The following is a 23191-nucleotide window of genomic DNA, read 5'->3' as shown; positions in this document are numbered from 1 at the left end:
GCNCTTTTTTTATATCAAGTTAATTAGATAAGAATTAACTTTTAGATTTTACCGATGACTCGGCATTATGCCAGCCACCACCTAATGCACGGATTAAATTTACACTAGCCATCATTCTAGTGCCGTTAAGCTGTGCAGAAAGTTGTTCTTGTTGCAAAATAGTCCGATCTGAGTCAATCACATCAAGATAACTGATAGCACCTTCTCGATAACGTAAATGAGACAGTTGATTTGCATGACGAGAAGAGGAGAGTGCTTGATTTTGAGCTTGAATTTGCTGATCAAGTATTCTTTGATCTGATAAACCATTTTCAACTTCGCGAAATGCATTCAATACAGTTTGGCGATAGTTTGCAACGCTTTCTTCATAGGCAGCTCGTGCTTGAGCAACTCCAGCCTTATGTTGTCCGCCGTCAAATAATGGCAAAGACAAAATAGTGCCTGCCACTGGACCAAGTAAGAATGTACGGCTCGACCATTTACCCAACTCACCTAAACTTGATGATTCATAACCGAGTGCACCTGTTAGGTCCAGTTTTGGGAAGAAAGCAGCACGTGCAATTCCAATACGCGCATTATCTGCTGCCATAGCACGCTCGGCAGCCGCAATGTCAGGTCGTCTTTCCAGTAAAGCCGAAGGCAAACCTGCTGGAAGACGAATGCTGTTTGCAGTTAAAGGTTGAACTGCCAAGCTAAACTCAGCAGGTGTTTTGCCTAACAATACTGCAAGTGCATGTTCTGCATTGGCTCGGTTACGAGCAATGTTCAGTGCATTGGTCTGGGCGGTAGCCAGTTCAGTCTGTGCGCGAGAAACATCTAATTCACTGACTAAACCATTTCTAAAACGTGTTTGAACTAAGTCTCTTGTCTCACCAAGCAGTTTAATAGTGCGATTATAAATTGCTTGTTCAGCATCTAACTGACGAATGAGAAAGTAGCCTTGGGCAACATCTGCTTGTAAGGCTAAAAGTGCCGACTGGTATAAAGCTTCTTGTTGCTGTACATCAGCTGTTGCTGCATTGACACTACTGGCAATGCGGCCAAATAAATCGAGCTCATATGAAACATTGGCTTGAGCACGCCATAAGGTCTGTGCAGACGTATGAGCATTGTCATCTAGACCCAATGAAGCGGGAGAAGGTTTTTGACGAGTCGGTCCAAAGCCAGCACCAATACTTGGCAAGCGTTCAGCTTGTGCTGCTGAACGTAACGCACGTGAAGCTTGAATATTAGCCGCTGCCGCTTTAAGGCTCTGGTTTCCAGAAATGGCTTGTTGTTCGAGCTCATTCAATTGAGCATCATTAAAAACACGCCACCATTCACCTCGAACCTGCTGATCGGCAGGTTGGGCAATTTTCCAGTTATTATCCTCAAGTTTTGGGTCAGACTCTTTAAATTTGACTGGAACTATCACTTTTGCAGGTTGATATTCAGGAGCTAAAGAGCAGCCTGCAAGCAGCAGGCTTCCCATGAGTGAGGACAATAATAAGCTTTGTTTTGCTGTAGCCATCAAATATCCTCCTTAATGATCATGTGGGGTAGATAAAGGTGCTTCATGAACTGCTGCCGAATGCAATTTATGTTTACTGTTTAGTGTACGAATCAGGACATAAAAGGCAGGGGTCAGGAACAAACCAAACAGCGTTACACCGATCATGCCGAAGAACACTGCAATACCCATCGCATGACGCATTTCAGAACCTGCACCTGTTGAGGTAACCAGTGGTACGACACCCATAATGAATGCAATAGAAGTCATTAAAATTGGGCGTAAACGTAGACGACTTGCTTCAACAGCTGCTTTAAAGGCAGTTGCACCTTGCATTTCAAGTTCTCGTGCAAACTCAACAATTAAGATGGCATTTTTACAAGCCAGCCCGACTAGTACCATCAGACCAATTTGGGTAAAGATGTTGTTATCTCCACCTGTCAGCCAAACACCTGTCAGAGCCGCCAAGATTCCCATCGGTACAATTAAAATTACAGCTAAAGGCAAAGTCAGACTTTCATATTGAGCAGCTAAAACCAAGAACACCAGTAATACGCTAATTGGGAATACCCAGAGTCCTGCATTACCAGCCAAGATTTTTTGGTAAGTTAAATCTGTCCATTCAAACTTGATACCACGAGGTAGAGTTTGTGCAGCAATACGTTCAACCGCAGCTTCAGCTTGGCTAGATGAATAACCTGGGGCAGGGCCACCGTTAATATCTGCTGAGGTATAGCCGTTATAACGAACGACCATTTCAGGACCATATGTTTGAGTTACATTTACCAATGAAGATAACGGCACCATTTGTCCGGCACTGTTTCGGGTTTTAAGCTGCAAAATATCTTCAGGATTTGCACGGAAAGGCGCATCGGCTTGTGCACGAACCTGATAAACACGTCCAAAGCGGTTAAAGTCGTTAACGTATTGAGAACCTAAATAAATCTGCATGGTGTTGAAAACATCTGTCACGGCAACACCTTGCTGTTTAGCTTTCACGCGGTCCAAATCTACATTGAGTTGAGGTACGTTAATTTGATAACTTGAGAACATTGGACCCAGTTCAGGGGCTGATTGTGCTGCTTTCATAAAGTTTTGGGCAGCATCATTCAAGGCTGAATAGCCTAAGGCACCTCGGTCTTCAAGTTGGAGTTTAAAGCCGCCCATGGTGCCTAAGCCCATAACGGGTGGTGGTGGGAAAACCGCAATATAGGCATCTTGAATAGCTGAATATTTCTGGTTGAGAGCACCAGCAATTGCATTGGCAGATAAGTCTTTAGCCTTACGTTCATCGAATGGCTTTAAGGTTACAAAGACAATACCGGCACTCGAACTGTTGGTAAAACCGTTAATTGAGAGGCCAGGGAAGGCAACAGCACTTTCCACACCAGGCTGTTTAAGTGCAGTGTCACTCATTTTACGAATCACCGCTTCAGTACGATCTAATGAAGCGCCGTTTGGTAATTGAGCAAAGCTAATCAAATATTGTTTGTCTTGGGCAGGTACGAAGCCACCCGGAACAATATAAGAAATCCCAACGGTTAAGCCTAAAAGTGCTGCATACACACCCATTGCTGATGCTTTATGGGAAATAACACGACTTACGCCTTTACCATAGTTGTCTGATGCACGTGTAAACACGCGGTTAAACAGCGCAAAGAAACGTCCAAATACACGATTCATCAGGCGTGTTAATGCATCAGGTTTAGCATCATGTCCTTTAAGTAACATGGCAGCCAAAGCAGGAGATAGGGTAAGGGAGTTAAATGCCGAAATAACCGTTGAAATGGCGATGGTCATGGCAAATTGTTTATAAAACTGCCCTGTTAAGCCTGTCATAAAGGCAAGAGGTACGAACACGGCAACCAGCGTTAAGGCAATAGCAATAATCGGTCCGCTCACTTCCCGCATGGCGCGATAAGTTGCATCTCTTGGGCTTAAGCCTGCTTCAATATTCCTCTCGACATTTTCGACGACCACAATGGCATCATCGACCACAATGCCGATGGCAAGTACCATCCCGAATAGTGATAGCGCATTGATTGAGTAACCAAAAGCGAGCATCAGTGCAAATGTACCAATAATTGAAACCGGTACAGCAAGCAATGGAATGATTGAGGCACGCCATGTTTGCAAGAATAAAATAACAACCACAACAACCAGTGCAATTGCTTCAAGTAAGGTATGAACGACCGCTTTAATACTTGCACGTACGAATTGAGTCGGGTCATAAACAATGTCGTATTTAATCGAAGATGGGAAATCTTTTGAAAGTTCTTTCATCGTGCTACGCACTTGATCAGAAACTTGCAAAGCATTAGCACCCGGAGCTTGGAAAATTGGAATCGCGACTGCTTGTTTATTATCGAGTAATGAACGTAAGCCATATTGTGAAGCTGCGAGTTCAATACGAGCAACATCACCCAATCGGGTAACCGCGCCTTCGGGTGCAGTTTTTAAAATGATATCTGCGAATTCTTGCTCAGTCGTTAAACGTCCTTGAGCATTGACTGAAAGCTGTAAAGGGGAATTACTTGGTGATGCACCGATTGTACCCGCTGCAACCTGAATATTTTGTTCACGAATTGCATTCACAATTTCAGTCGCGGTGAGGTTACGCTGTGCTACTTTTTGCGGGTCGAGCCATACGCGCATCGCGTAGTCACCAGAACCAAATAATCCGACTTCACCAACTCCTTGTAAACGTGCCAAACGGTCTTTCACGTTGAGTACCGCATAGTTACGTAAGTAGGTCATGTCATAGCGACTATCTGGTGAGGTCAGATGCACTACCATGGTTAAAGTCGGTGAGCTTTTTAAGGTAGTAACACCTAAACGCTGTACGTCTTCAGGTAAACGAGGCATAGCCTGAGACACACGGTTTTGAACCAGTTGTTGCGCTTTGTCTGGATCAATACCGAGCTTAAAGTTCACTGTAATGGTTAAATTACCGTCGCTGTTTGCTTGAGATTGCATATACAGCATGTCTTCTACACCGTTGATTGATTCTTCAAGCGGAGAGGCAACAGTTTCAGCAATTACTTTCGGGTTTGCACCCGGATATTGAGCACGTACCACCACAGATGGCGGAACAACTTCTGGATATTCAGAAATCGGTAACTGGAATACCGAAAGCAGACCGGCGAGTAAAATCAGTACTGATAACACACCAGCAAAGATCGGCCGATCAATAAAAAATTTAGAAATATTCATATGTGATTAACCTTTTGCCGGAGTTGATGTTTTATCTGTTGGCTGAGGTTGAGGAGTAGTAGCGTTAGCAGTGATTTGTGCATTTGGCATCGGAACGAGGTGCGGGGTCACAGGGTCACCCGGACGAATTCGCTGTAAACCGTTCACCACAATACGATCACCCGCTTGTAATCCGCTATTCACGATTTGCAAGCCATCTTGTTGTGCACCGAGTTTTACTTCACGGTAGGCCGTCTGATTTTTAGCATCAACTACTACGACAAAGCGTTTATCTTGATCGACCCCAACTGCGGTTGGGCTAATCAGAATTGCTGAACGAGGCTGACCTCCGCCTAAACGGATTCGTGCATATAAGCCTGGTAATAAAACACCGTTTGGATTATCAAAAGTCGCGCGAACACGAATCGTACCTGAGGTTGCATCTAGGTTATTATCAATTGAGTTGATGGTACCTTCACGAGAGAAACCAGTTTCGTTGGCAAGTCCCATATAAACAGGAACTTGTGCAGAATTACGCTGGTTACTGATGTATTTCAGGTAGGTTTGTTCATCAACATCGAAAGATGCATAAAGGCGAGATACAGATACTAAACTTGTTAAAACCTGTGCGCCGTTACCTGCAGAAACTACATTGCCGACGGTCACCTCGGCACGGGAAATTCGACCGCTGACAGGCGCAGTAATGCGGGTGTACTCTAGATTTAAGCGGGCAGATTGAACTGCTGCTCTAGCGGCTTGTAGGTTGGCACTGGCTGAGCGTGCATCATTTTGAGCTAAATCTAGCTCTTGACGTGAGACAGCATTACTTTGAATTAAACGTTGAATACGAGAAAGATTAGAACCCGTATAAGTGACTTGAGCTTCAGCTGAAGCGAGTTGAGCTTGGGCACGATTCAGTTCTGCCTCGAAAGGCCGTGGATCAATGGTAAAAAGTAAGTCGCCTTTTTTTACGAGACTGCCATCTTTGAAGTGAACGGCAATGAGTTTGCCGGAAACTTGGGGTCGAATATCGACTTGATCAATGGCTTCTAAACGACCGGAGTATTCTTGCCAGTCAGTAATGGTTTTGCTGATGACATTAGAAATATCAACAGTTGCAGCTTGTTGGGCAGAGGTCGGTGCAGCTTTTGCATCGGCATTTTCATGTAAAAACATAAAACTGCCTCCTGTTGCTAAGAGGGCAACAAAGATGGCAGACAGTGCGAACTGTTTGCGGGAAAATGACATGAGGTGCTCCTAGTTATTTGGATACCTGTTTTCAGACTTTTAGTTTTGGTCCGTATGGGAGAAACAGGGTTTATGGGATGGACGGAGCATAAAAGTTTGTCAATCACGAATAAATATATTAAATTCGATAACACTATTCGTATTTTTATAACAATTGATGTGTTTTATTAAAAAATGCATTGATTGATAGGAGTGTGCGTGTGGATCTATTTCATGCGATGAAAGTATTTAACAAAGTTGTCGAAACAAATAGTTTCAGTTTAGCTGCTGACAGTTTAGGTCTACCGCGTGCTTCTGTGACGACAACCATTCAGGCTTTAGAGAGACATTTACAAGTTCGTCTGTTGAATCGTACGACACGAAAAATCAGTCTCACACCGGATGGTGCCGTATATTATGATCGGACAGCCCGCATTTTAGCGGATGTCTCTGATATTGAATCTTCCTTTCATGATGCAGAGCGGGGACCAAGAGGTCAGCTTCGTATTGATGTGCCTGTATCGATTGGGCGTTTAATCTTAATTCCAAGGCTGCGCGATTTCCATGCACGCTATCCAGATATTGATTTAGTAATTGGCCTGAATGACCGACCTGTAGATTTGGTGGGAGAGGCCGTCGATTGTGCAATTCGGGTCGGTGAACTAAAAGATTCAAGCTTAATTGCGCGTCGTATTGGAACTTTCCAGTGTGCAACAGCTGCTTCACCGATTTATTTAGAAAAATATGGCGAGCCCACTTCAATTGAAGATTTACAGAAAAATCATAAAGCGATTCACTTCTTTTCAAGCCGTACCGGACGCAACTTTGATTGGGACTTTGTGGTTGATGATTTAATTAAAAGTGTGTCAGTACGTGGACGTGTTTCTGTAAATGACGGTGATGCTTATATCGACTTAGCTTTGCAGGGTTTCGGTATAATTCAGGGCCCACGTTATATGCTCACCAACCATTTGGAATCGGGTTTGTTAAAAGAGGTATTGCCTCAGTGGACGCCGGCGCCAATGCCGATTTCAGCAGTTTATCTTCAAAATCGTCATTTATCGCTTAAAGTAAAAGTGTTTGTAGATTGGGTCGCCGAATTGTTTGCAGGTTGTCCATTGCTGAGTGGTTGCTCAATGTCCTTAGATCAAAAATGTGAATTTGCCTGTGATAAAGAAACTGGTCATGAATATACAATTCGGACTTTGGTCGAGCAGCATAATATTGCTGAAGCTTACACGCTCAAAAACTAACTTAAAATTTGAGTGATTTTTCAACATTTAAACAGTTAATACAATCCATTATTCAGACACCTTCATAAATCCTTAATTTACTGGTATAGAAATTGCAATTCTTTCGGCAGAAGAGTAATTTAGAAATTGCTCAAGTTTTTATCACCTTATTAGGATTTTAAGGAGAAGCTTCAAGATGGCAAGCTTTATGAAAAAAATGTTCGTTTCAACAACCCTAGTTTTGGCTGCTGTTGCGACGAATGTTCAAGCAAAGGATTGGAAGGTGATTCGTTTTGGTACTGAGTCGTCTTATGCGCCGTTTGAATATAAAACACCAGATGGCAAGTTAACTGGTTTTGATGTTGATTTGGGTAATGCAATTTGTGCAAAACTCAAAGCCAAATGTGTTTGGGTTGAAAACTCTTTTGATGGGATGATTCCAGCACTTAAAGCGAAAAAATTTGATGGCATTCTTTCATCAATGACCGTTACTGATGAACGTGCAAAACAAATTGCATTTAGTAGCAAAATCTACAATACACCAACCCGTATGGTTGCAAAAAAAGGCTCGCCGTTATTGTCTACCGCTGCCTCTTTGAAAGGTAAACGTGTCGGTGTACAACAGGGCACAATTCAAGAAACTTATGCTAAAACCTATTGGGCGCCAAAAGGTGTAACGGTTGTACCTTATCCAGTCCAAGATTTGATTTATCAAGACATGATGTCAGGTCGCTTGGATGCAACTTTACAAGATGCAATTATGGTTGATGGCGCTTTCTTAAAACAACCAAAAGGTAAAAACTTCAGTTTTGCTGGTGGTAATGTGGTTGATGCAAAAACACTAGGTGTAGGCGCAGCTATTGGTTTACGCAAAGAAGATGCGGATTTAAAAGCCAATATTAATAAAGCACTCGCTGCAATCATTGCAGATGGTACATACAAAAAACTCGAGAAAAAATATTTCTCCTTTAGCATTTACTAATGATGTGAAAAATGTCGGCTTTAAGCCGACATTTTTAGATCTATTCTCATCTCATCAATATTAGATATTGTTTTTAAGGAGAAGATGAGTCATGTTTTTTTCTGGCTTTGGGCCACTCCTGCTCAGCGGGACATGGATGACCATACAGCTTGCGTTGTTGTCACTTTTACTTTCTGTGATTATTGGCTTAATTGGTGCGAGCTCAAAACTCTCTAGTATTAAAATTTTACGTTATATAGCAACCGCTTACACTACGCTCATTCGAAGTGTGCCTGATTTGGTCATTATGCTGCTGTTATTTTATAGCTTGCAGTTGGGTCTCAACCAAATTACTGAAGCACTGCAAATGGACCAAATTGATATCAACCCATTTGTGGCGGGTGTGATTACTTTAGCGTTCATTTATGGTGCATATTTTACCGAGACCTTTCGTGGTGCATTTCAATCGGTTCCAAAAGGCCAAATTGAAGCAGCAATGGCCTATGGTATGTCGCCTTGGCAGGTTTTTCACCGTGTATTATTCCCTCAAATGATGCGTTTCGCTTTGCCTGGTATTGGTAATAACTGGCAAGTTTTGATTAAGGCGACCGCACTAGTTTCTATTATTGGTCTGACTGACATTGTAAAAATTACACAAGATGCGGGTAGAAGTACCATGCATTTGTTCTTTTTCAGCATCGTGGCTGCTGCCATTTATTTAGCGATTACCACCGTGTCGAACCTGATTTTAATGTGGCTTGAACGTCGTTATTCTGCTGGTGTAAGGAAGGGACAATTATGATTGAAATCCTTCAACAATATTGGCAGGCATACCTTTGGACCGATGGTTTGCAAATGACTGGCGTAGCGATGACGACTTGGTTATTGGTGCTTTCTATTGGTATTGGATTTGTGCTTGCTGTGCCTTTATCACTTGCACGAGTATCAGAAAATCTTTGGTTGCGTGGCCCAGTTTGGTTATATACCTATGTTTTTCGTGGCACTCCACTTTACATTCAATTGCTGATTATTTACTCAGGTATTTACAGCTTTGATTATATCCATGAACACCAGACTCTTGATGCTTTTTTTCGAGAGGGCATAAATTGCACCATTTTGGCATTCGCGCTCAATACTGGTGCATATACAACTGAAATCTTCGCTGGGGCGATTCGTTCTATTCCCCATGGCGAGATTGAAGCTGCACAAGCTTTCGGTATGTCAAAATGGAAACGGTACACTCGCATTATCATTCCATCGATGTTACGCCGTGCTTTACCGTTTTACGGCAATGAAGTCATTTTAATGTTGCACGCGACAACCATTGCATTTACAGCAACTGTTCCTGACATTTTAAAAATTGCGCGTGATGTGAATGCGGCAACCTATGACACCTTCAATGCTTTTGGAATTGCCGCGGTGTTGTATGCAATGCTGGCATTTATTTTGATTGGGCTATTTCGTAAGCTTGAAAAACGTTGGTTGGCATTTTTAAAGCCATCGAATCATTAGGAGACATAAATGGAACAAGTTGCAAAACTAGTGATTCGCGATTTACATAAGAAATTCGGCGATCATGAAGTGCTTAAAGGGATATCACTTGATGCAAATGCCGGTGATGTGATTAGTATTATTGGTTCATCGGGTTCAGGTAAAAGTACCTTACTGCGTTGCATTAACTTTTTGGAACAACCGAGCAATGGCACCATTAAGCTCAATGGTGAAAAACTACGCACAGTCTTTGATAAAAAAGGCAATTTAAAAGTAGTTGAACCAAAGCAACTACAAAAAATGCGTACGCAGCTCATGATGGTGTTTCAGCATTTTAATTTGTGGTCTCACATGACAGTGCTAGAAAATGTCATTGAAGGGCCGATTCACGTACTTGGGGTAAAACGTGCTGAAGCAGAAGAGCGTGCACGCAAATATCTGCGCAAAGTTGGGCTACCTGAAAGTGTTGAGAGTAAATATCCTGCATTTTTATCTGGTGGTCAGCAGCAACGTGTAGCGATTGCTCGTGCTTTGGCTATGGAACCAGAAGTTATGTTGTTCGATGAGCCAACCAGCGCGCTTGATCCAGAGCTGGTGGGTGAAGTACTAAAAGTAATGCAGGGCTTGGCTGAAGAAGGACGTACCATGATTGTGGTGACACATGAAATGGGCTTTGCACGTCATGTATCTAATCAAGTGATTTTTTTGCATCAAGGAAAAATTGAGGAGCAGGGCCATCCTAATGAAGTACTCAATAACCCGAAAAGTGAGCGTTTAAAGCAATTTTTGACGGGCAGTTTGAAATAAGCTATTCATACCGAGTAAGGTGAAATTTTTTAAACAAGAATTTGCATCTTACTCGGTTGCTTTTTAATTATATTTTTATAAATGGGTATTTTTAGAAAACACATTAATAATGATAATACCTGCAATCATTAAAGTAAGACCAATACAGGCCGCCAAGTCTAAATGCTGTTTGTAAAATATCCAGCCAATTGCAGAAATTAAAATAATACCCGCACCCGACCAAATGGCATATGCAATCCCGATCGGAATTGTTTTTAGCGTCAGGGATAATAAATAAAAAGCAATTGCATAGCCCACAACAGTAACGATGGACGGAATGGGAACAGTAAAACCTTGAGATGCTTTTAAGGCTGAAGTTGCAACGACTTCACAAGCAATCGCAATTGCTAAATAAAGATAAGACATGGGGAGCTACGCCAGAAAGAGTTTTAATCAATCTATATGAAATGTTGAAATGGTTAGACCAGTTTTAACGATTGTGCAATTTTTGGGGTACAAAAATACCAGTAAAACAAACTGAACTGATCATTTGATTTTATCATTAGCAAAGTGGCTTAAGCTATTTATTCATTTATTTATTTAATCATTGATCTGTATAGTCATTTAAGAGGATCAGCAATCTTAGCCTGATCCTCGATAGACTTTTAAGAGATAGATTCGCCGAGTATATTTAAATCCTTAAATTTCTCTAGCAGTTGCTCTTTATTTTCAATATGTGCAGGGTCTGGTTTTATGCAATCGATTGGACAAACCGCCTTACATGTGGGGGCATCATAAAAGCCTACACATTCTGTACAACGAAGTGGATCAATTTCATAAACTTTGTTGCCTTCAAAAATAGCTGTATTGGGGCATTCTGGTAAGCACATATCACAATTGATACAGTCATTCGTAATCAAAAGTGCCATGTTTAACTCGCTGAATAAGCTAATGTTGAGGCAGTAATGTTTTCCTTAGCATGCGGCAAATTGCGTATGAGTAGGGCATAACTAACATCAACATCTTGTGAAAGTGGAATCTCAACAAAATGCCCCGAACCTTTAGCATCGGTAATTGGGTTACCTTTTAAATCGCGCATTTCGGTTAAGGTAAAGGTGATATTACCTTGAGGCGTCATCAGCTCAAGTGAGTCGCCAACCACAAAACGGTTTTTAACTTCAATGCGAAGATAATCGCCGTGACGTTCTAAAACCTCTCCACAAAATTGTTGGTAGTCGAAATGCGATGAACCATCAGCATAGTTTTGATATTCGCTATGCACATGACGTCTTAAAAAGCCTTCGGTATAACCACGGTTTGCCAAACCTTCGAGTTGGTTCATTAAGCTTGGGTCAAATGGTTTGCCTGCTAAAGCATCATCAATAGCTTTTCGATAAATTTGGGCGGTACGGGCACAGTAAAAATAGGATTTAGTACGGCCTTCAATTTTCAGTGAGGCAATCCCCATTTTGGTTAAACGATCTACATGTTGTACCGCACGTAAATCTTTAGAGTTCATAAAATAGGTGCCGTGTTCATCTTCTTCGGCAGCAAACATTTCTTCATCATTGCGTTGTACCAGCAGCGTTTGAGCCGAGGTTGTTTCTAATTGTGCTGATGAGCAGCAAGACTTTTCTGACGCGTTGAGCTGAGTAACTGGAATTACATCACCGTTTGCATCTTCTTGGGCTTCATGCAACTTATAGTCCCAACGGCAAGCATTGGTACAAGCACCTTGGTTGGCATCACGTTTATTCATATATCCAGAAAGTAAGCAGCGACCTGAGTAAGCCATGCATAGTGCGCCATGTACAAAAACCTCAAGTTCAATATCTGGTACGTGTTGCTGGATTTCTTCTATTTCTTCTAATGATAACTCACGAGATAAAATGACTCGGCTTAAACCGTAATCTTTCCAAAACTTAACAGTGGCCCAATTAATAGCGTTGGCTTGAACAGATAGATGAATTTGCACATCAGGAAAATGCTCTCTCACCATCATGATTAAGCCCGGATCAGACATAATGAGTGCATCTGGTTGCATAGCTACAATTGGTTCAAGATCACGAATAAAGTTTTTTAATTTGCTGTTATGCGGTTGAATGTTCACCACAACATAAAACTTTTTGCCCAAAGCGTGGGCTTCATCAATTCCGATTTTTAGGTTGTCATGATCAAAAGCATTATTACGAACACGTAAACTGTAACGTGGTTGGCCGGCATATACAGCATCTGCACCATAGGCAAATGCATAGCGCATGTTTTTAAGTGAACCTGCGGGAGAGAGGAGCTCAGTTTTCATAAAATAAAAGGCATAAAAAATATATGGTTTTATTTTATTAACTCCGGATTTGGGATTCAACCTACTGAATTAGTAGGGATTTGATCATTATCCTTTTGTACGGGCAGCATATTTTTTGCTAGCTCTCCTAAGCGCATCAAAGCATTTAACATTTTGGGGTTTAACTCAAAACAAGCTGCAATACGTAAACAATGACTAAATCGTTTATCAGCCGAACACAAAATTCCCGGCATACATAAGATTTTTTCATCCATGGCCTGATGAAACAGTTCTAGGGTGTCAATTGATTCGGGTAGCTCTAACCATAAAATAAATCCCGCTTGTGGACGACTCACACGGGTACCGATTGGGAAAAAGCGACAAATATAAGATTTGATGGTGTCAATTTGCTGTTGATAGCGTTTTTTGAGTTGACGTAAATGCAGGTCATAACCACCATTCTCTAAGAAAAGGCCTAACGTTTCTGTGAGTAACGCTGGCTCGGCAACAGTGGTTGTAAATTTAAGTTGCTGCACAATATTACGAAAGCGCCCAGCTTCTAACCAACCAATCCGATAATCAGGTGCTACAGTTTTGGTATAGCTACCACACACCAAAACCCATCCGTTCTGGTCAAACGTTTTGATGTTGGGTAAGAGGGGTTCGGTGAGTTGCAATTCAGCATACATCGCATCTTCAATAACAGGAACTTGAAACTGATTAGCTAACTCTGCCAAGCGACGGCGGCTGCTCTCAGGCATGCTAAAACCGAGAGGATTGTGTCCTGTCGGAATGGTTAAAATGGCTTGTACACTTTGAGATTTTAAGAGTTCTTCAAGTGCATCCAGACACATACCTGTATGTGGCGAGGTCGGTACTTCTACAATTTTTCGACCTAAATTATGAAGGAGTGGATAGAGGTTGTGAAATGTAGGAATCTCAAGCGCTATGCTGTCACCCGCTTGAGTTGTTGCCATAATCGCGAGACTTAAAGCCTCCATCGTGCCATGAGTCAGCACAATATCATCTGCTGAAAGAAACATACCTAGCTGTAAGCTTCGCCTAGCAATTTGAGTGCGTAAACGTATAGAACCGGGCGGCAAGGTATAGCTTTTAAAAATATCTGATTGAGAGCGCAACACCTGAGCAGTTAAGCGTTTTAAGCGTTCAATTGGATAAAAATTTTCCCCAGAAGGGCAAGCTAGGGCCAAATTGACATAGTCGGGGTCCATTTGTTTTTTAACAATTTGTGCGAGAAAACAGCTAATTCCTGAAAGAGATACTTTTTCTTCACTGACATAACGCTCTTCGAGTTCTAATAAGTTTGAAGGGGCATGACAAACATAGTAGCCAGACTGTGGACGAACTGAAATTAAACCTTGATCTTCAAGCTGGCGATAAGCTTCTTTTACGGTATTAATACTAACCTGATAATGCTGGGCACAATCTCGAATTGATGGCAACCGAGAACCCACAGGTTGCCTGCCATTTTGAATTTGCAGGGTGAGGTCATCACTCACTTTTTTATATTTGTACATGTCAATTCATTAAAAAGCCAAAGCAATGGATACACTTTATAGTGATCTCTTAATTATCTCAAATATTGTTAGTTTTATAGATTTATCCATTTAATCTGAATCTATTTTTAACAACTGTGTCTATTATTTTTAATATTAACTGATACTGTGACCATTAAAAATAAATCAGTAAGATCAAGAAATGGTGAGGACTTAATAGCCATAATTTTTTAATTACAAAATCAGTAGGAGTGGGTCTATGTCTGTTGTTGCATTTAAACAAGTTGATGTTTTTACTTCACAAGCATTTAAAGGAAATCCTGTTGCGGTCATTATGGACGCCAGCACTTTAACGTCTGAGCAGATGCAAGCCATTGCGAACTGGACCAATCTTTCTGAAACCACATTTGTACTCCCTGCGACCGATTCTCAAGCTGATTATCAGGTTCGAATTTTTACTCCGCAAAGTGAGTTGCCATTTGCAGGCCATCCTACAATTGGTACTGCCTATGCTTTGCTTGAGGCGGGTCTAATTAAAGCGAAAGAAGGTAAGCTGGTACAGCAGTGCGGTGCTGGTTTAGTGACTCTGACCGTGAGTGAGTCAAGTCATATTTCATTTGAACTCCCTAAGCCTAAAATTACTCCACTAGATGCTATGCATACTGAGAAATTAGCAGAAATTTTAAAATGTGAAATTAATACTCAATGGAACGCTGCATTGGTTGATGTAGGGGCGCGCTGGATTGTATTACAAGCTGTTAATGCTGAGGCTGTTCTAGATAGCCAACCAGACTTTGCCGCTTTAAAAGAACATGATTTAGAAATGAAAGTTACGGGTGCGACAGTTTTTGGTTTTCATGAAAATAATGATGAACAAAAACACATAGAAGTTCGTTCATTTGCCCCTTCATGTGGAATAAATGAAGATCCTGTTTGTGGTAGTGGTAATGGTAGCGTAGCTTCATTTATTCGTTATTATGGGATTCTTCCTGCACAAAATGATGTCGTACTTTCTTCACAAGGTGGGGCGGTAGGTCGAGACGGACAACTTCAACTTGAATTGTATCAAGATAAAATTTTGGTGGGTGGAACCGCTGTCACCTGTATCGATGGCACAATTAAGTTATAAAAACAGAAATAAAAAACCGAGGACTTTGCCTCGGTTTTTTTATTTCTAGAAAAAATTATTTTTCTACGAACGCACGTTCAATGACGTAGTCGCCCATTTCACCCATACGAGGTGATTCAACTAAACCGTGTTGGTCAAGTAATGCAGCCACATCTTTTAAGAATGCAGGGCTACCGCAAAGCATTGCACGGTCAGTTTCACGGTTGAAGCGTGGTAAACCGATTTTTTCAAATAAAGCGCCAGTTTCAATTGCAGTTGTTACACGGCCTTGAGTGTGGAAAGGTTCACGAGTAACAGTAGGGTAGTAAACAAGCTTGTCTTTAATACCTAACTCTTCAAAGAATTCATGGTTTGGTAATTCGTTCAAGATAAGGTCTTGATAAGCTAATTCAGAAATATAGCGTGTACCGTGAACAACGATTACTTTTTCAAAACGTTCGTAAGTTTCTGGATCACGAATAATTGATAAGAATGGAGCAAGACCAGTACCAGAAGATAAAAGGTATAAGTTTTTACCTGGTAAAAGGTCATCATGAACCAAAGTACCTGTTGGTTTTTTAGAAACTAAGATTTCATCACCAACTTGTACTTTTTGCAAAATCGAAGTTAAAGGACCGTCTTGTACTTTAATTGAGAAGAATTCTAACTCTTCTTCGTAGTTTGCACTTGCAATCGAATACGCACGCATTAACGGTTTGCCATTCACTTCAAGTCCGATCATTACGAACTGACCATTTTTAAAACGTAAGCTGGTATCGCGTGTAGTTTTAAAACTGAAAAGAGTGTCATTCCAGTGGTGAACATGAGTAATGCGTTCAACGTTAAAAGCAGCCATTAAAGGTCTCGATCACGATTAAAAGAAAACAGATTGCTATTCTAATCTAATTTCATTCCCGATAAACTGAATATATTTAATTGTGTTTATAAGAAAAAGTGATGATCAATTCTGTCACCTTCCCCATCATTGGCCACATGTGTTCTCCCTATCGTGAAAAATTTGGTATTCCACGCCAGCCTAATTTGGTCAATATTGAGTCTTATATTGACATGGTAGAACCATATAACGACTTGTTAGCATTTGAGGGAATTGAGCAATTTAGTCATCTCTGGTTAGTTTGGCAGTTTCATGACAATAAAAATCAAGGCAGTGCAGATAAGTTCCGTCCGCAGGTTCGTCCGCCACGTTTAGGTGGTAATGAAAAAATTGGAGTATTTGCTACACGAAGTATGTATAGACCTTCTCCAATCGGGCTTTCAGTCGTAAAACTTAATAAAGTCGAAAAAGTGGGGAAGTCTGTGCGTGTCTATGTCACTGGAAGTGATTTATTAAATGGCACCCCAATTTTAGATATCAAACCCTATATTCAATATTCTGATGCAATTGCGGAGGCTCAAAGTGGTTATGCGCATGCAGAACCAGAACGAAAGGCAGTTATTTGGAATGAAACTGCGTTAACAGCTCAAAAATATTTTCTGCAAAATAAAGAAATAGATTCGCAATACATTGATGAGCTTGAGCAAGTATTGGCTTTAGATCCTCGGCCTGCCTATCAAGAAGACCCTGAAAGAATTTATAAAATGAAATTTTCAGACTTTGATATTCATTTTAAGGTCGATCAATTTGTAGTTACCGTCATTGATGTGGTTAAGACTAAGACTTCTTCGCTTACACAATAGATATTTTAAAACCAGTGGATGTTAAGCCAAAGTAAAGTAATAAAAATAGCCATATGAATGAGCTGGGCGGGAACGAAAGCAAGGGCATAGCGTAGTCCGCCCGAAATTGCAGAGTTCACACTTTTAGCAAGAGCATGAACTGCAAAACCTCCTAAAAAGGCAATTAATAAAGGTGTCATATGTGCGCTATCAGGTTCACCTTGCACAATGACCGCCGCTATAGCTGCATGTATTTCAAATAATGAAGCAAGTAAAGTCCCCGCGATTAATCCCGCATCGCCTAAAGATAGACTTAAACCATAAACACCTGCCTGAATGAGGGTGAGTGTGCCTGCAATAATAATGGCTTCTTTTAAGCTGAACATTCTTGAGTCAAGCTCGGGCGAAGCCGTACTAGGCTCGGCTTTACGTAATAAAATAAAGGCCCATACTGCTAAAACTACTAAGGCAATAAGTGTAGGAAATATAATCAGCTTGAACCAAGCAAAGCTAATACCGATCACAATAATTAAGGTTTGAATCAGTGTTGAAACGCAAGACATCAATGCAGCACCTGCATTTGTTGTTGCGTTGGCTTTGCCAGAGCGTACTTCTAAACCTAAACTGGCAATAGTTGCTGTACTAGACACAAATCCGGAAGCTAAAGAAGAAAGCAATAAAGCATTTTTAGATGACAAAAGTCGCTTTGCTATATGGGCGAGAGCTTGTACAAATAAGATTAAAGTCAGTAATTTTAAAATCACATGTGGATTTAAAACCGGCCCCCAAAAAGGCTTATTAGGTACTAAAGGCTGAGCAATTAATAGTAAGGCAAGTAGAAAAATACCATCACGTAATTCAGATTCAGTAATCCACTGACTGGCAATACCATGCATAGACTGCTTAGCTATTAAGATAGTTGTCATGATCACAGCTAGGCCAGCAGCGAGCGAAATATTCCAAATACAAAGTGCCCCAATGAAATAAGTCATAATAAAGGCGAGTTCGGTGGTCACGCCCGGGTCATTGGGTTGATTTTTGAGGGAAACAATACTAATGGCACCAATGAGTAAAGCACCCACAATTCCAATTTCAATGCCAAATAAAAAACAGACCGCTCCTAATAAAGCACTAATTGCAAAAGAACGGAACCCCGCAAAGGTTTTATATTCATGTTTAAGCTTGCTTCGTTCTCGTTCTAAACCAATTAATAAGCCACAACCAAGCGCCGCAGCAATCACTGTAATGAATTCTTCAAATGATGCTGTTTGTAATGACATTGTCATTGGAAGTTCCATATTACTTCCTCTTTGCTTATTGTTATATGTAGATTTGAATCATTTTAAAATCATGTATTCATGTTCAGTTTATTCTTTTTATTATAGTGAGCATAGTTTCTTTTTTAGACAAAACTAGGTAGAAAATATTTCTATAAATATGACCTGTGACACAAAAAAATATTAAGATGAGAATTGGTTTAATTAACTGATGTTAAAGGATATTTAAATGTGAAACATCTCTGCTATATTATAAAAATATATTGGGGATAACGCATGAATGCACATGTAGAAATAGATACGTATTGGTGTCTAGAACAACTATTACAAGAAGGCCGTATAACAGAACGAGATAAATTACTGGTACAGACAAGTCACCGCCAAAAAGACCAGTTAAAGTGGCATCCATTACAGTGGATTGCACATTTTAATTTAAAAGATCAGCAACACACGCATGCCCATTTGAGTTTAAACCGCTTATGTTTATGGTTTGCAGATCGGGTTCAGCTACCTCTATTTGTGATCGATCCTTTAAAGGCAGATGTCAGTGCTTTAACGCAGGTGATGTCACAAGAGTTTGCCATTCGTAACCATATTTTAGCTGTTGAAATTCATGCTGACCGAATCGTGATTGGAACAGATCAACCATTTCAAACAGATTGGCTTAATAATCTTGAACGTAGTCTAGCGCCTAAAAAGATTGAACGGGTACTGCTTAATCCCGAACAGTTACAACGCTATTTGCGCGAATATTATCAGGTGAGTCGCGCGGTAAACTCTGCTCAAAAAGATGCAGCTCATGACCGTGACAGTAAAAATGTTGAAGCGCTTTTGCAGCTTGGCGATAGCCAAAACCCAGATGCTAATGATCAGCATATTGTGAAATTAGTCGACTGGATTTTACAGTTTGCATTTGAGCAGAGTGCCAGTGACATTCACATGGAACCGCGTAAAGATAATGGTAAAGTCAGGTTTAGGATTGATGGCGTTTTACACACTATTTATAACATGCCTTCAAATACACTGACCGCCGTGATTTCTCGGATTAAAATTTTAGGACGTTTAAATGTAGCGGAAAAGCGTAAACCGCAAGATGGTCGATTAAAAACACGGACACCTAAAGGGCAAGAAACCGAATTACGTTTATCAACCTTACCAACCGCATTTGGTGAAAAACTGGTTATGCGTATTTTCGATCCTGATGTGTTGGTACGTTCTTTTCAGCAATTGGGTTTTGAGGAGCGTTTATTACAACAGTGGCAACAATTAACAAAAAATAGCCACGGTATTATTTTAGTCACGGGTCCCACAGGCTCCGGTAAAACGACCACGCTATATTCATCTTTAAAGCAGCTTGCAACCGAGCAGGTCAATGTATGTACCATTGAAGATCCGATTGAAATGCTAGAGCCTAGTTTTAACCAAATGCAGGTCAATAATACAATTGAATTAGGCTTTGCAGACGGTGTGCGTGCGCTTATGCGCCAAGACCCTGACATTATTATGATTGGGGAAATTCGTGATCAAGATACAGCGAATATGGCCATTCAGGCAGCATTAACAGGTCATTTGGTTTTATCAACTTTACATACAAATGATGCACCGTCTAGTTTGACTCGTTTACATGATTTAGGGGTACAGTCTTTTCTGACAGCCGCAACCATTTTAGGTGTGCTCGCACAGCGTTTAGTACGGCAGCTTTGCCCACACTGTAAGCAAAAAACTCATATTAATGAGGATGAGTGGGAACACCTAACCTTTGACTACATTATGGAAATGCCTGAAACGGTTTATCAGGCAGTAGGCTGTGAAGAATGTCGTCATACAGGCTATAAAGGGCGAGTCGGTATTTACGAATTTATGCCAGTCAGTCTTGAGCTTAAACACCTTATTAGTAGTCATGTGACATTAAATGATTTAAGAACTCAAACTAAAAAAGAAGGTATAGAACCTTTAAGAATTGCAGGAGCCCGTAAAGTGATTGAAGGACTTACGACATTAGAAGAGGTCTTGAGGGTTGTGCCATTAAATTAAGTTTTTCTTAAGATTCACCTCATTTATGGTTGATTTAATTGCTTTATCCCAAGAGGGAACCATAAACAGAGGGTAATAATATGAATATGCTTAAAGTAATGTTGATGACTGCTGGTATGACTGCTGCTGGCGTAGTTGTCGCGAATACACCAGTGAATCAAGCTGCAATTGCTCCGGCAACTGTCACCACAGTAAAACAGGCATTAACCTCAAAAGATAATACACCGATCAAATTACATGGTCAGGTTGTAAAGTCTTTAGGTGATGAAAAATATCAATTCCGTGATAAGACAGGTAGCATTACAATTGATGTAGATGATGAACTTTGGCAAGGTCGCCCTATTTCAGCCAATACAAATGTGACTTTAATTGGTGAAGTAGACATTGACTATAAACCTTTAAAACGCGTAGAAATTGATGTGGATCAAGTTCAGTTCTAATGAATAAGGTCTGTAGATCTACTACTTTTAGCCGCATTTAAATCATGCGGCTTTGCTTTTTTTATAAAGGCTTGGCAAGATCAAATCAGGATATAACAGGAAAAATAGATGAGAATTTTGCTTGCAGAAGATGATCGCTCTCAAGCTGAAAGCATTCAATCATGGTTAGAGTTAGACGGTTATCAGGTAGATTGGGTCGAAAGAGGTGATTATGCACTTACGGCAATCGAACAGCATGATTATGACTGTATTTTGCTTGATCGGGGACTACCTCAACTGGCTGGTGAAAAGGTTTTAACAACGATCCGCCATAAACAAAAAAATGTTCCTGTTATTTTTATTACTGCACGTGACAGCATTCATGATCGGGTAGAGGGGCTAGATTTAGGCGCAAATGATTATTTGGTTAAGCCTTTTAGTTTAGAAGAGTTATCGGCTCGCATCCGCGCTCAATTACGCAAACAAACTTTGAGTCAGCAATCGGTTTTAACATGGGGTGACTTACAACTTGATACACAAGCGAAAGTTGTATTAAGCGCAGGCAAGTCTATCGATTTAACTGCAAAAGAATTCCAAATACTGCGTAAGCTTATGGTGCATCCCGAGCATATTATTACCCGTGATCAATTAGAAGAAGCACTCTATGCATGGGGTGAAGAAATTGAAAGTAACGCGATCGAAGTATTTATTTATCAACTTCGAAAAAAAATCGGAAGCAGCAGTATTAAAACCATACGGGGGCTAGGCTACCGTATGGGAGATTTAAAATGAAATCGAATCGCTCATCCTTGCAGTCGCAACTGGTTAAAACCACGATGTGGAGCAGTGTGGTGGTGGGGTTATTGGCATTAAGTTTACTCACCATATTTTCTATCTATCACAACATGTCAGTGCAAGACGAGATCATGGATGAAATTTCAGATACTTTGCTGGTTTCCGATCTTTCCGAACATTCCATGAAACAGTTTGATGAGCTAAGTGATGAATTTGATATTCAGTATGAGTTATTAAACACAGGCCAAGTACTTACTCATTCTCATACCTATCAGCATGAACTTTTTGAACACGGTAACTTATCAGAAGGTTTTTCGTATTTTTGGTTTGATGGACAATTATGGCGTAGTCTAGCTGCACAACAAGAAGACTCTCAACTACAAGTTGAAGTTTTTCAACCAATGAGTACGCGTGTTGAAGAGGTACTTAAAGCACTTGCTGGATATAGCGGTCTTATGGTGTTGTTCTGGCTATTACAATGGGTGATTATAAGTTGGCGTACCGAACATGAATTGGCCGCGTTAAATCTACTCTCTAGACGGATTGCTCAAAAAACTGCATCAAATTTAGAGCCAATTCAAGAACCAGATGTCATTACAGAAATTCAACCTGTTATAGATGCATTAAATCAATTGCTTGCAAGATTGCAAAGGGCTCTTGTTGCTGAACAGCGTTTTACCGCGGATGCTTCGCATGAGCTACGTTCTCCCTTGTCTGCCATACAAATGCGTCTTCAGGTTTTACAGCGTAAATACCAACATCTTCCAGAACTTCATCAAGATTTTGAACGCATACAAGAAGACGTTTCTAGAAGTACAAAAATCCTTGAGAATTTACTACTTCTGGCCCGCTTAGAACCTAATGAAGCTGAACAGCCCGAACTTCCTAAGACAGTTATCGATTTAAATTACTTACTGGCTAGAGTGATTGAAACTGTAGATTTAGATGCGAAAGCTAAACAGATGTTGATAGAGACCAATACTTTATCGACAGAAACTAAAACATATGCGAATGAAGAATTACTGTTTATTGCTTTTAGAAATTTATTTGATAACGCCATTCGTTATAGCCCGACACTAGGCTCTATTCATGTTGAGATTAGTCAGCATGAACAGCAAATTAAGGTGTCTATTGAAGACACGGGAAATGGAGTAGATGATGAAGTGCTATTACGGTTAGGGCAGCGTTTTTTTCGGGTGCTTGGTACTCAGCAGCAAGGTTCTGGGTTAGGAATTTCAATTACTCGAAAAATTATTGAATTGCATAATGGCAAATTACGTTTTATGCATGCTGACCAAGGTGGTCTGAGGGCAGAGATTATTCTTCCTTCATAAAAAATAGCATGGTTACCCATGCTATCCATTTTTTGTTTTCCCACGAATATTATTGAAACGCGAGTATGTTTTTTATTTAGTTAAAATTAGGCGATTGTTGCGAGTAAGGCGTAAACGATATTCCTCGCCAGCATGCATAATGCGAATTTCACGGCCTAATGCAAAGAGGTTATTAGAATGTAACATTGGTAAGGCGTGAGCTGTGTCATTGTTACGGGTAAATAAGCTAAAAGGTGCGTTCATTTGTTGTGCTCCGTGGTATGTTCTTGAACGATTTAAATGATAATCATTATCGAATAGATCTGTCAATGAGATTTTTAAGATTTTATAAAATGATAAAATTTGCTTACACTTGAGAAAAGTTTTAGAGA

At 40.5% G+C, this 23191-nt stretch carries 21 protein-coding genes; 11 read left to right on the top strand and 10 right to left on the bottom strand.

Annotated elements, in window-relative coordinates:
• Positions 1–34: 34 nt before the first annotated feature.
• From HMPREF0013_RS14560 to adeF, 3 genes are read right to left on the bottom strand one after another with little or no spacing between them, the layout of a single operon-like run.
• On the bottom strand, positions 35–1510 hold the full coding sequence (locus tag HMPREF0013_RS14560) for an efflux transporter outer membrane subunit (protein ID WP_002118226.1): 1476 nt from the start codon (positions 1508–1510) through the stop codon (positions 35–37).
• Positions 1511–1522: 12 nt separating this feature from the next.
• Positions 1523–4702 carry a multidrug efflux RND transporter permease subunit AdeG gene (gene adeG, locus HMPREF0013_RS14555; protein ID WP_002118118.1) on the bottom strand — a complete coding sequence of 1060 codons (3180 nt, stop codon included), beginning with the start codon at positions 4700–4702 and terminating at the stop codon, positions 1523–1525.
• Positions 4703–4708: 6 nt separating this feature from the next.
• Positions 4709–5929 carry a multidrug efflux RND transporter periplasmic adaptor subunit AdeF gene (adeF, locus tag HMPREF0013_RS14550; RefSeq protein WP_002118221.1) on the bottom strand — a complete coding sequence of 407 codons (1221 nt, stop codon included), beginning with the start codon at positions 5927–5929 and terminating at the stop codon, positions 4709–4711.
• Positions 5930–6129: 200 nt separating this feature from the next.
• On the opposite strand from adeF, the gene adeL reads away from it, so the two are divergent.
• From adeL to HMPREF0013_RS0105415, 5 genes are all read left to right on the top strand, one after another.
• Positions 6130–7161, top strand: a complete 1032-nt coding sequence (adeL, locus tag HMPREF0013_RS14545) for a multidrug efflux transcriptional repressor AdeL (protein WP_002118242.1) — start codon at positions 6130–6132, stop codon at positions 7159–7161.
• Positions 7162–7336: 175 nt separating this feature from the next.
• Positions 7337–8122, top strand: a complete 786-nt coding sequence (locus tag HMPREF0013_RS14540) for an ABC transporter substrate-binding protein (RefSeq protein WP_002118216.1) — start codon at positions 7337–7339, stop codon at positions 8120–8122.
• Between the two features lie 91 nt (positions 8123–8213).
• Entirely contained in the window at positions 8214–8903 is a 690-nt protein-coding gene (locus tag HMPREF0013_RS14535; protein WP_002118234.1) for an ABC transporter permease, read from the top strand.
• On the top strand, positions 8900–9613 hold the full coding sequence (locus HMPREF0013_RS0105420) for an ABC transporter permease (protein WP_002118190.1): 714 nt from the start codon (positions 8900–8902) through the stop codon (positions 9611–9613). Before HMPREF0013_RS14535 ends, HMPREF0013_RS0105420 begins: the two co-directional genes overlap by 4 nt.
• Positions 9614–9622: 9 nt before the next feature.
• Positions 9623–10399 (top strand): ABC transporter ATP-binding protein, encoded by a 777-nt coding sequence (locus tag HMPREF0013_RS0105415; RefSeq protein ID WP_002118209.1) that lies wholly within the window; start codon positions 9623–9625, stop codon positions 10397–10399.
• Between the two features lie 75 nt (positions 10400–10474).
• Here HMPREF0013_RS0105415 and abeS read toward each other — a convergent pair whose 3' ends face one another.
• The 4 genes from abeS to HMPREF0013_RS14515 all read right to left on the bottom strand — a co-directional run bounded on the left by abeS (position 10475) and on the right by HMPREF0013_RS14515 (position 14203).
• Positions 10475–10804, bottom strand: a complete 330-nt coding sequence (gene abeS / locus HMPREF0013_RS14530) for a multidrug efflux SMR transporter AbeS (protein ID WP_002118134.1) — start codon at positions 10802–10804, stop codon at positions 10475–10477.
• 239 nt (positions 10805–11043) lie between these two features.
• Complete coding sequence (locus tag HMPREF0013_RS14525; protein ID WP_002118193.1) at positions 11044–11307, bottom strand: YfhL family 4Fe-4S dicluster ferredoxin; 264 nt, start codon at positions 11305–11307, stop codon at positions 11044–11046.
• Positions 11308–11309: 2 nt separating this feature from the next.
• Positions 11310–12680: a tRNA 5-hydroxyuridine modification protein YegQ gene (yegQ, locus tag HMPREF0013_RS14520; RefSeq protein ID WP_005803651.1), complete on the bottom strand. Its 1371-nt coding sequence runs from the start codon at positions 12678–12680 to the stop codon at positions 11310–11312.
• A 56-nt stretch (positions 12681–12736) separates the two neighbouring features.
• Positions 12737–14203, bottom strand: coding sequence for a PLP-dependent aminotransferase family protein (locus HMPREF0013_RS14515; RefSeq protein ID WP_078210468.1), 1467 nt, complete (start codon positions 14201–14203; stop codon positions 12737–12739).
• 232 nt (positions 14204–14435) lie between these two features.
• Here HMPREF0013_RS14515 and HMPREF0013_RS14510 point away from each other — a divergent pair, with 232 nt between their 5' ends.
• A complete protein-coding gene (locus HMPREF0013_RS14510) occupies positions 14436–15305 on the top strand; it encodes a PhzF family phenazine biosynthesis protein (protein WP_002118248.1) in 870 nt (289 codons plus the stop codon).
• Between the two features lie 55 nt (positions 15306–15360).
• On the opposite strand, the gene HMPREF0013_RS14505 is transcribed toward HMPREF0013_RS14510, so the two are convergent.
• Positions 15361–16140 (bottom strand): ferredoxin--NADP reductase, encoded by a 780-nt coding sequence (locus tag HMPREF0013_RS14505; RefSeq protein WP_002118187.1) that lies wholly within the window; start codon positions 16138–16140, stop codon positions 15361–15363.
• 101 nt (positions 16141–16241) lie between these two features.
• Between HMPREF0013_RS14505 and tsaA the strand changes: the two genes are divergently transcribed.
• Positions 16242–16982 (top strand): tRNA (N6-threonylcarbamoyladenosine(37)-N6)-methyltransferase TrmO, encoded by a 741-nt coding sequence (gene tsaA / locus HMPREF0013_RS14500; RefSeq protein WP_005803649.1) that lies wholly within the window; start codon positions 16242–16244, stop codon positions 16980–16982.
• Between the two features lie 5 nt (positions 16983–16987).
• Here the strand turns inward: tsaA and HMPREF0013_RS14495 are convergent, their stop codons facing one another.
• Positions 16988–18259 carry an MgtC/SapB family protein gene (locus HMPREF0013_RS14495; RefSeq protein WP_002118218.1) on the bottom strand — a complete coding sequence of 424 codons (1272 nt, stop codon included), beginning with the start codon at positions 18257–18259 and terminating at the stop codon, positions 16988–16990.
• Positions 18260–18514: 255 nt separating this feature from the next.
• On the opposite strand from HMPREF0013_RS14495, the gene HMPREF0013_RS14490 reads away from it, so the two are divergent.
• The 4 genes from HMPREF0013_RS14490 to HMPREF0013_RS14475 all read left to right on the top strand — a co-directional run bounded on the left by HMPREF0013_RS14490 (position 18515) and on the right by HMPREF0013_RS14475 (position 22820).
• Positions 18515–20272, top strand: a complete 1758-nt coding sequence (locus HMPREF0013_RS14490) for a GspE/PulE family protein (RefSeq protein ID WP_002118159.1) — start codon at positions 18515–18517, stop codon at positions 20270–20272.
• A gap of 80 nt (positions 20273–20352) precedes the next feature.
• Positions 20353–20712 carry a NirD/YgiW/YdeI family stress tolerance protein gene (locus tag HMPREF0013_RS14485; RefSeq protein WP_002118236.1) on the top strand — a complete coding sequence of 120 codons (360 nt, stop codon included), beginning with the start codon at positions 20353–20355 and terminating at the stop codon, positions 20710–20712.
• A 108-nt stretch (positions 20713–20820) separates the two neighbouring features.
• The gene (locus HMPREF0013_RS14480) at positions 20821–21483 is read left to right on the top strand and encodes a response regulator transcription factor (protein ID WP_002118246.1); all 663 of its coding nucleotides are present in this window, start codon (positions 20821–20823) and stop codon (positions 21481–21483) included.
• A complete protein-coding gene (locus HMPREF0013_RS14475; RefSeq protein WP_002118140.1) occupies positions 21480–22820 on the top strand; it encodes a sensor histidine kinase in 1341 nt (446 codons plus the stop codon). Before HMPREF0013_RS14480 ends, HMPREF0013_RS14475 begins: the two co-directional genes overlap by 4 nt.
• A 72-nt stretch (positions 22821–22892) precedes the next feature.
• On the opposite strand, the gene hemP is transcribed toward HMPREF0013_RS14475, so the two are convergent.
• Entirely contained in the window at positions 22893–23063 is a 171-nt protein-coding gene (gene hemP, locus HMPREF0013_RS14470; protein ID WP_002118129.1) for a hemin uptake protein HemP, read from the bottom strand.
• Between the last annotated feature and the right edge of the window lie 128 nt (positions 23064–23191).

It is taken from the genome of Acinetobacter sp. SH024 (assembly GCF_000163635.1).
Taxonomy (GTDB): domain Bacteria; phylum Pseudomonadota; class Gammaproteobacteria; order Pseudomonadales; family Moraxellaceae; genus Acinetobacter; species Acinetobacter pittii.
Note: the sequence above shows the minus strand (reverse complement) of the source record. Positions and strands in the feature narration are given on the sequence as shown.

Bases quoted from the DNA above. Each gene is read 5' to 3' on its own strand.
- HMPREF0013_RS14560 (WP_002118226.1), bottom strand. From the start codon at position 1,510: ATGGCTACAGCAAAACAAAGCTTATTATTGTCCTCACTCATGGGAAGC.
- adeG (WP_002118118.1), bottom strand. From the start codon at position 4,702: ATGAATATTTCTAAATTTTTTATTGATCGGCCGATCTTTGCTGGTGTG.
- adeF (WP_002118221.1), bottom strand. From the start codon at position 5,929: ATGTCATTTTCCCGCAAACAGTTCGCACTGTCTGCCATCTTTGTTGCC.
- HMPREF0013_RS14540 (WP_002118216.1), top strand. From the start codon at position 7,337: ATGGCAAGCTTTATGAAAAAAATGTTCGTTTCAACAACCCTAGTTTTG.
- HMPREF0013_RS14535 (WP_002118234.1), top strand. From the start codon at position 8,214: ATGTTTTTTTCTGGCTTTGGGCCACTCCTGCTCAGCGGGACATGGATG.
- HMPREF0013_RS0105420 (WP_002118190.1), top strand. From the start codon at position 8,900: ATGATTGAAATCCTTCAACAATATTGGCAGGCATACCTTTGGACCGAT.
- HMPREF0013_RS0105415 (WP_002118209.1), top strand. From the start codon at position 9,623: ATGGAACAAGTTGCAAAACTAGTGATTCGCGATTTACATAAGAAATTC.
- abeS (WP_002118134.1), bottom strand. From the start codon at position 10,804: ATGTCTTATCTTTATTTAGCAATTGCGATTGCTTGTGAAGTCGTTGCA.
- HMPREF0013_RS14525 (WP_002118193.1), bottom strand. From the start codon at position 11,307: ATGGCACTTTTGATTACGAATGACTGTATCAATTGTGATATGTGCTTA.
- yegQ (WP_005803651.1), bottom strand. From the start codon at position 12,680: ATGAAAACTGAGCTCCTCTCTCCCGCAGGTTCACTTAAAAACATGCGC.
- HMPREF0013_RS14510 (WP_002118248.1), top strand. From the start codon at position 14,436: ATGTCTGTTGTTGCATTTAAACAAGTTGATGTTTTTACTTCACAAGCA.
- HMPREF0013_RS14505 (WP_002118187.1), bottom strand. From the start codon at position 16,140: ATGGCTGCTTTTAACGTTGAACGCATTACTCATGTTCACCACTGGAAT.
- tsaA (WP_005803649.1), top strand. From the start codon at position 16,242: ATGATCAATTCTGTCACCTTCCCCATCATTGGCCACATGTGTTCTCCC.
- HMPREF0013_RS14495 (WP_002118218.1), bottom strand. From the start codon at position 18,259: ATGGAACTTCCAATGACAATGTCATTACAAACAGCATCATTTGAAGAA.
- HMPREF0013_RS14490 (WP_002118159.1), top strand. From the start codon at position 18,515: ATGAATGCACATGTAGAAATAGATACGTATTGGTGTCTAGAACAACTA.
- HMPREF0013_RS14485 (WP_002118236.1), top strand. From the start codon at position 20,353: ATGAATATGCTTAAAGTAATGTTGATGACTGCTGGTATGACTGCTGCT.
- HMPREF0013_RS14480 (WP_002118246.1), top strand. From the start codon at position 20,821: ATGAGAATTTTGCTTGCAGAAGATGATCGCTCTCAAGCTGAAAGCATT.
- HMPREF0013_RS14475 (WP_002118140.1), top strand. From the start codon at position 21,480: ATGAAATCGAATCGCTCATCCTTGCAGTCGCAACTGGTTAAAACCACG.
- hemP (WP_002118129.1), bottom strand. From the start codon at position 23,063: ATGAACGCACCTTTTAGCTTATTTACCCGTAACAATGACACAGCTCAC.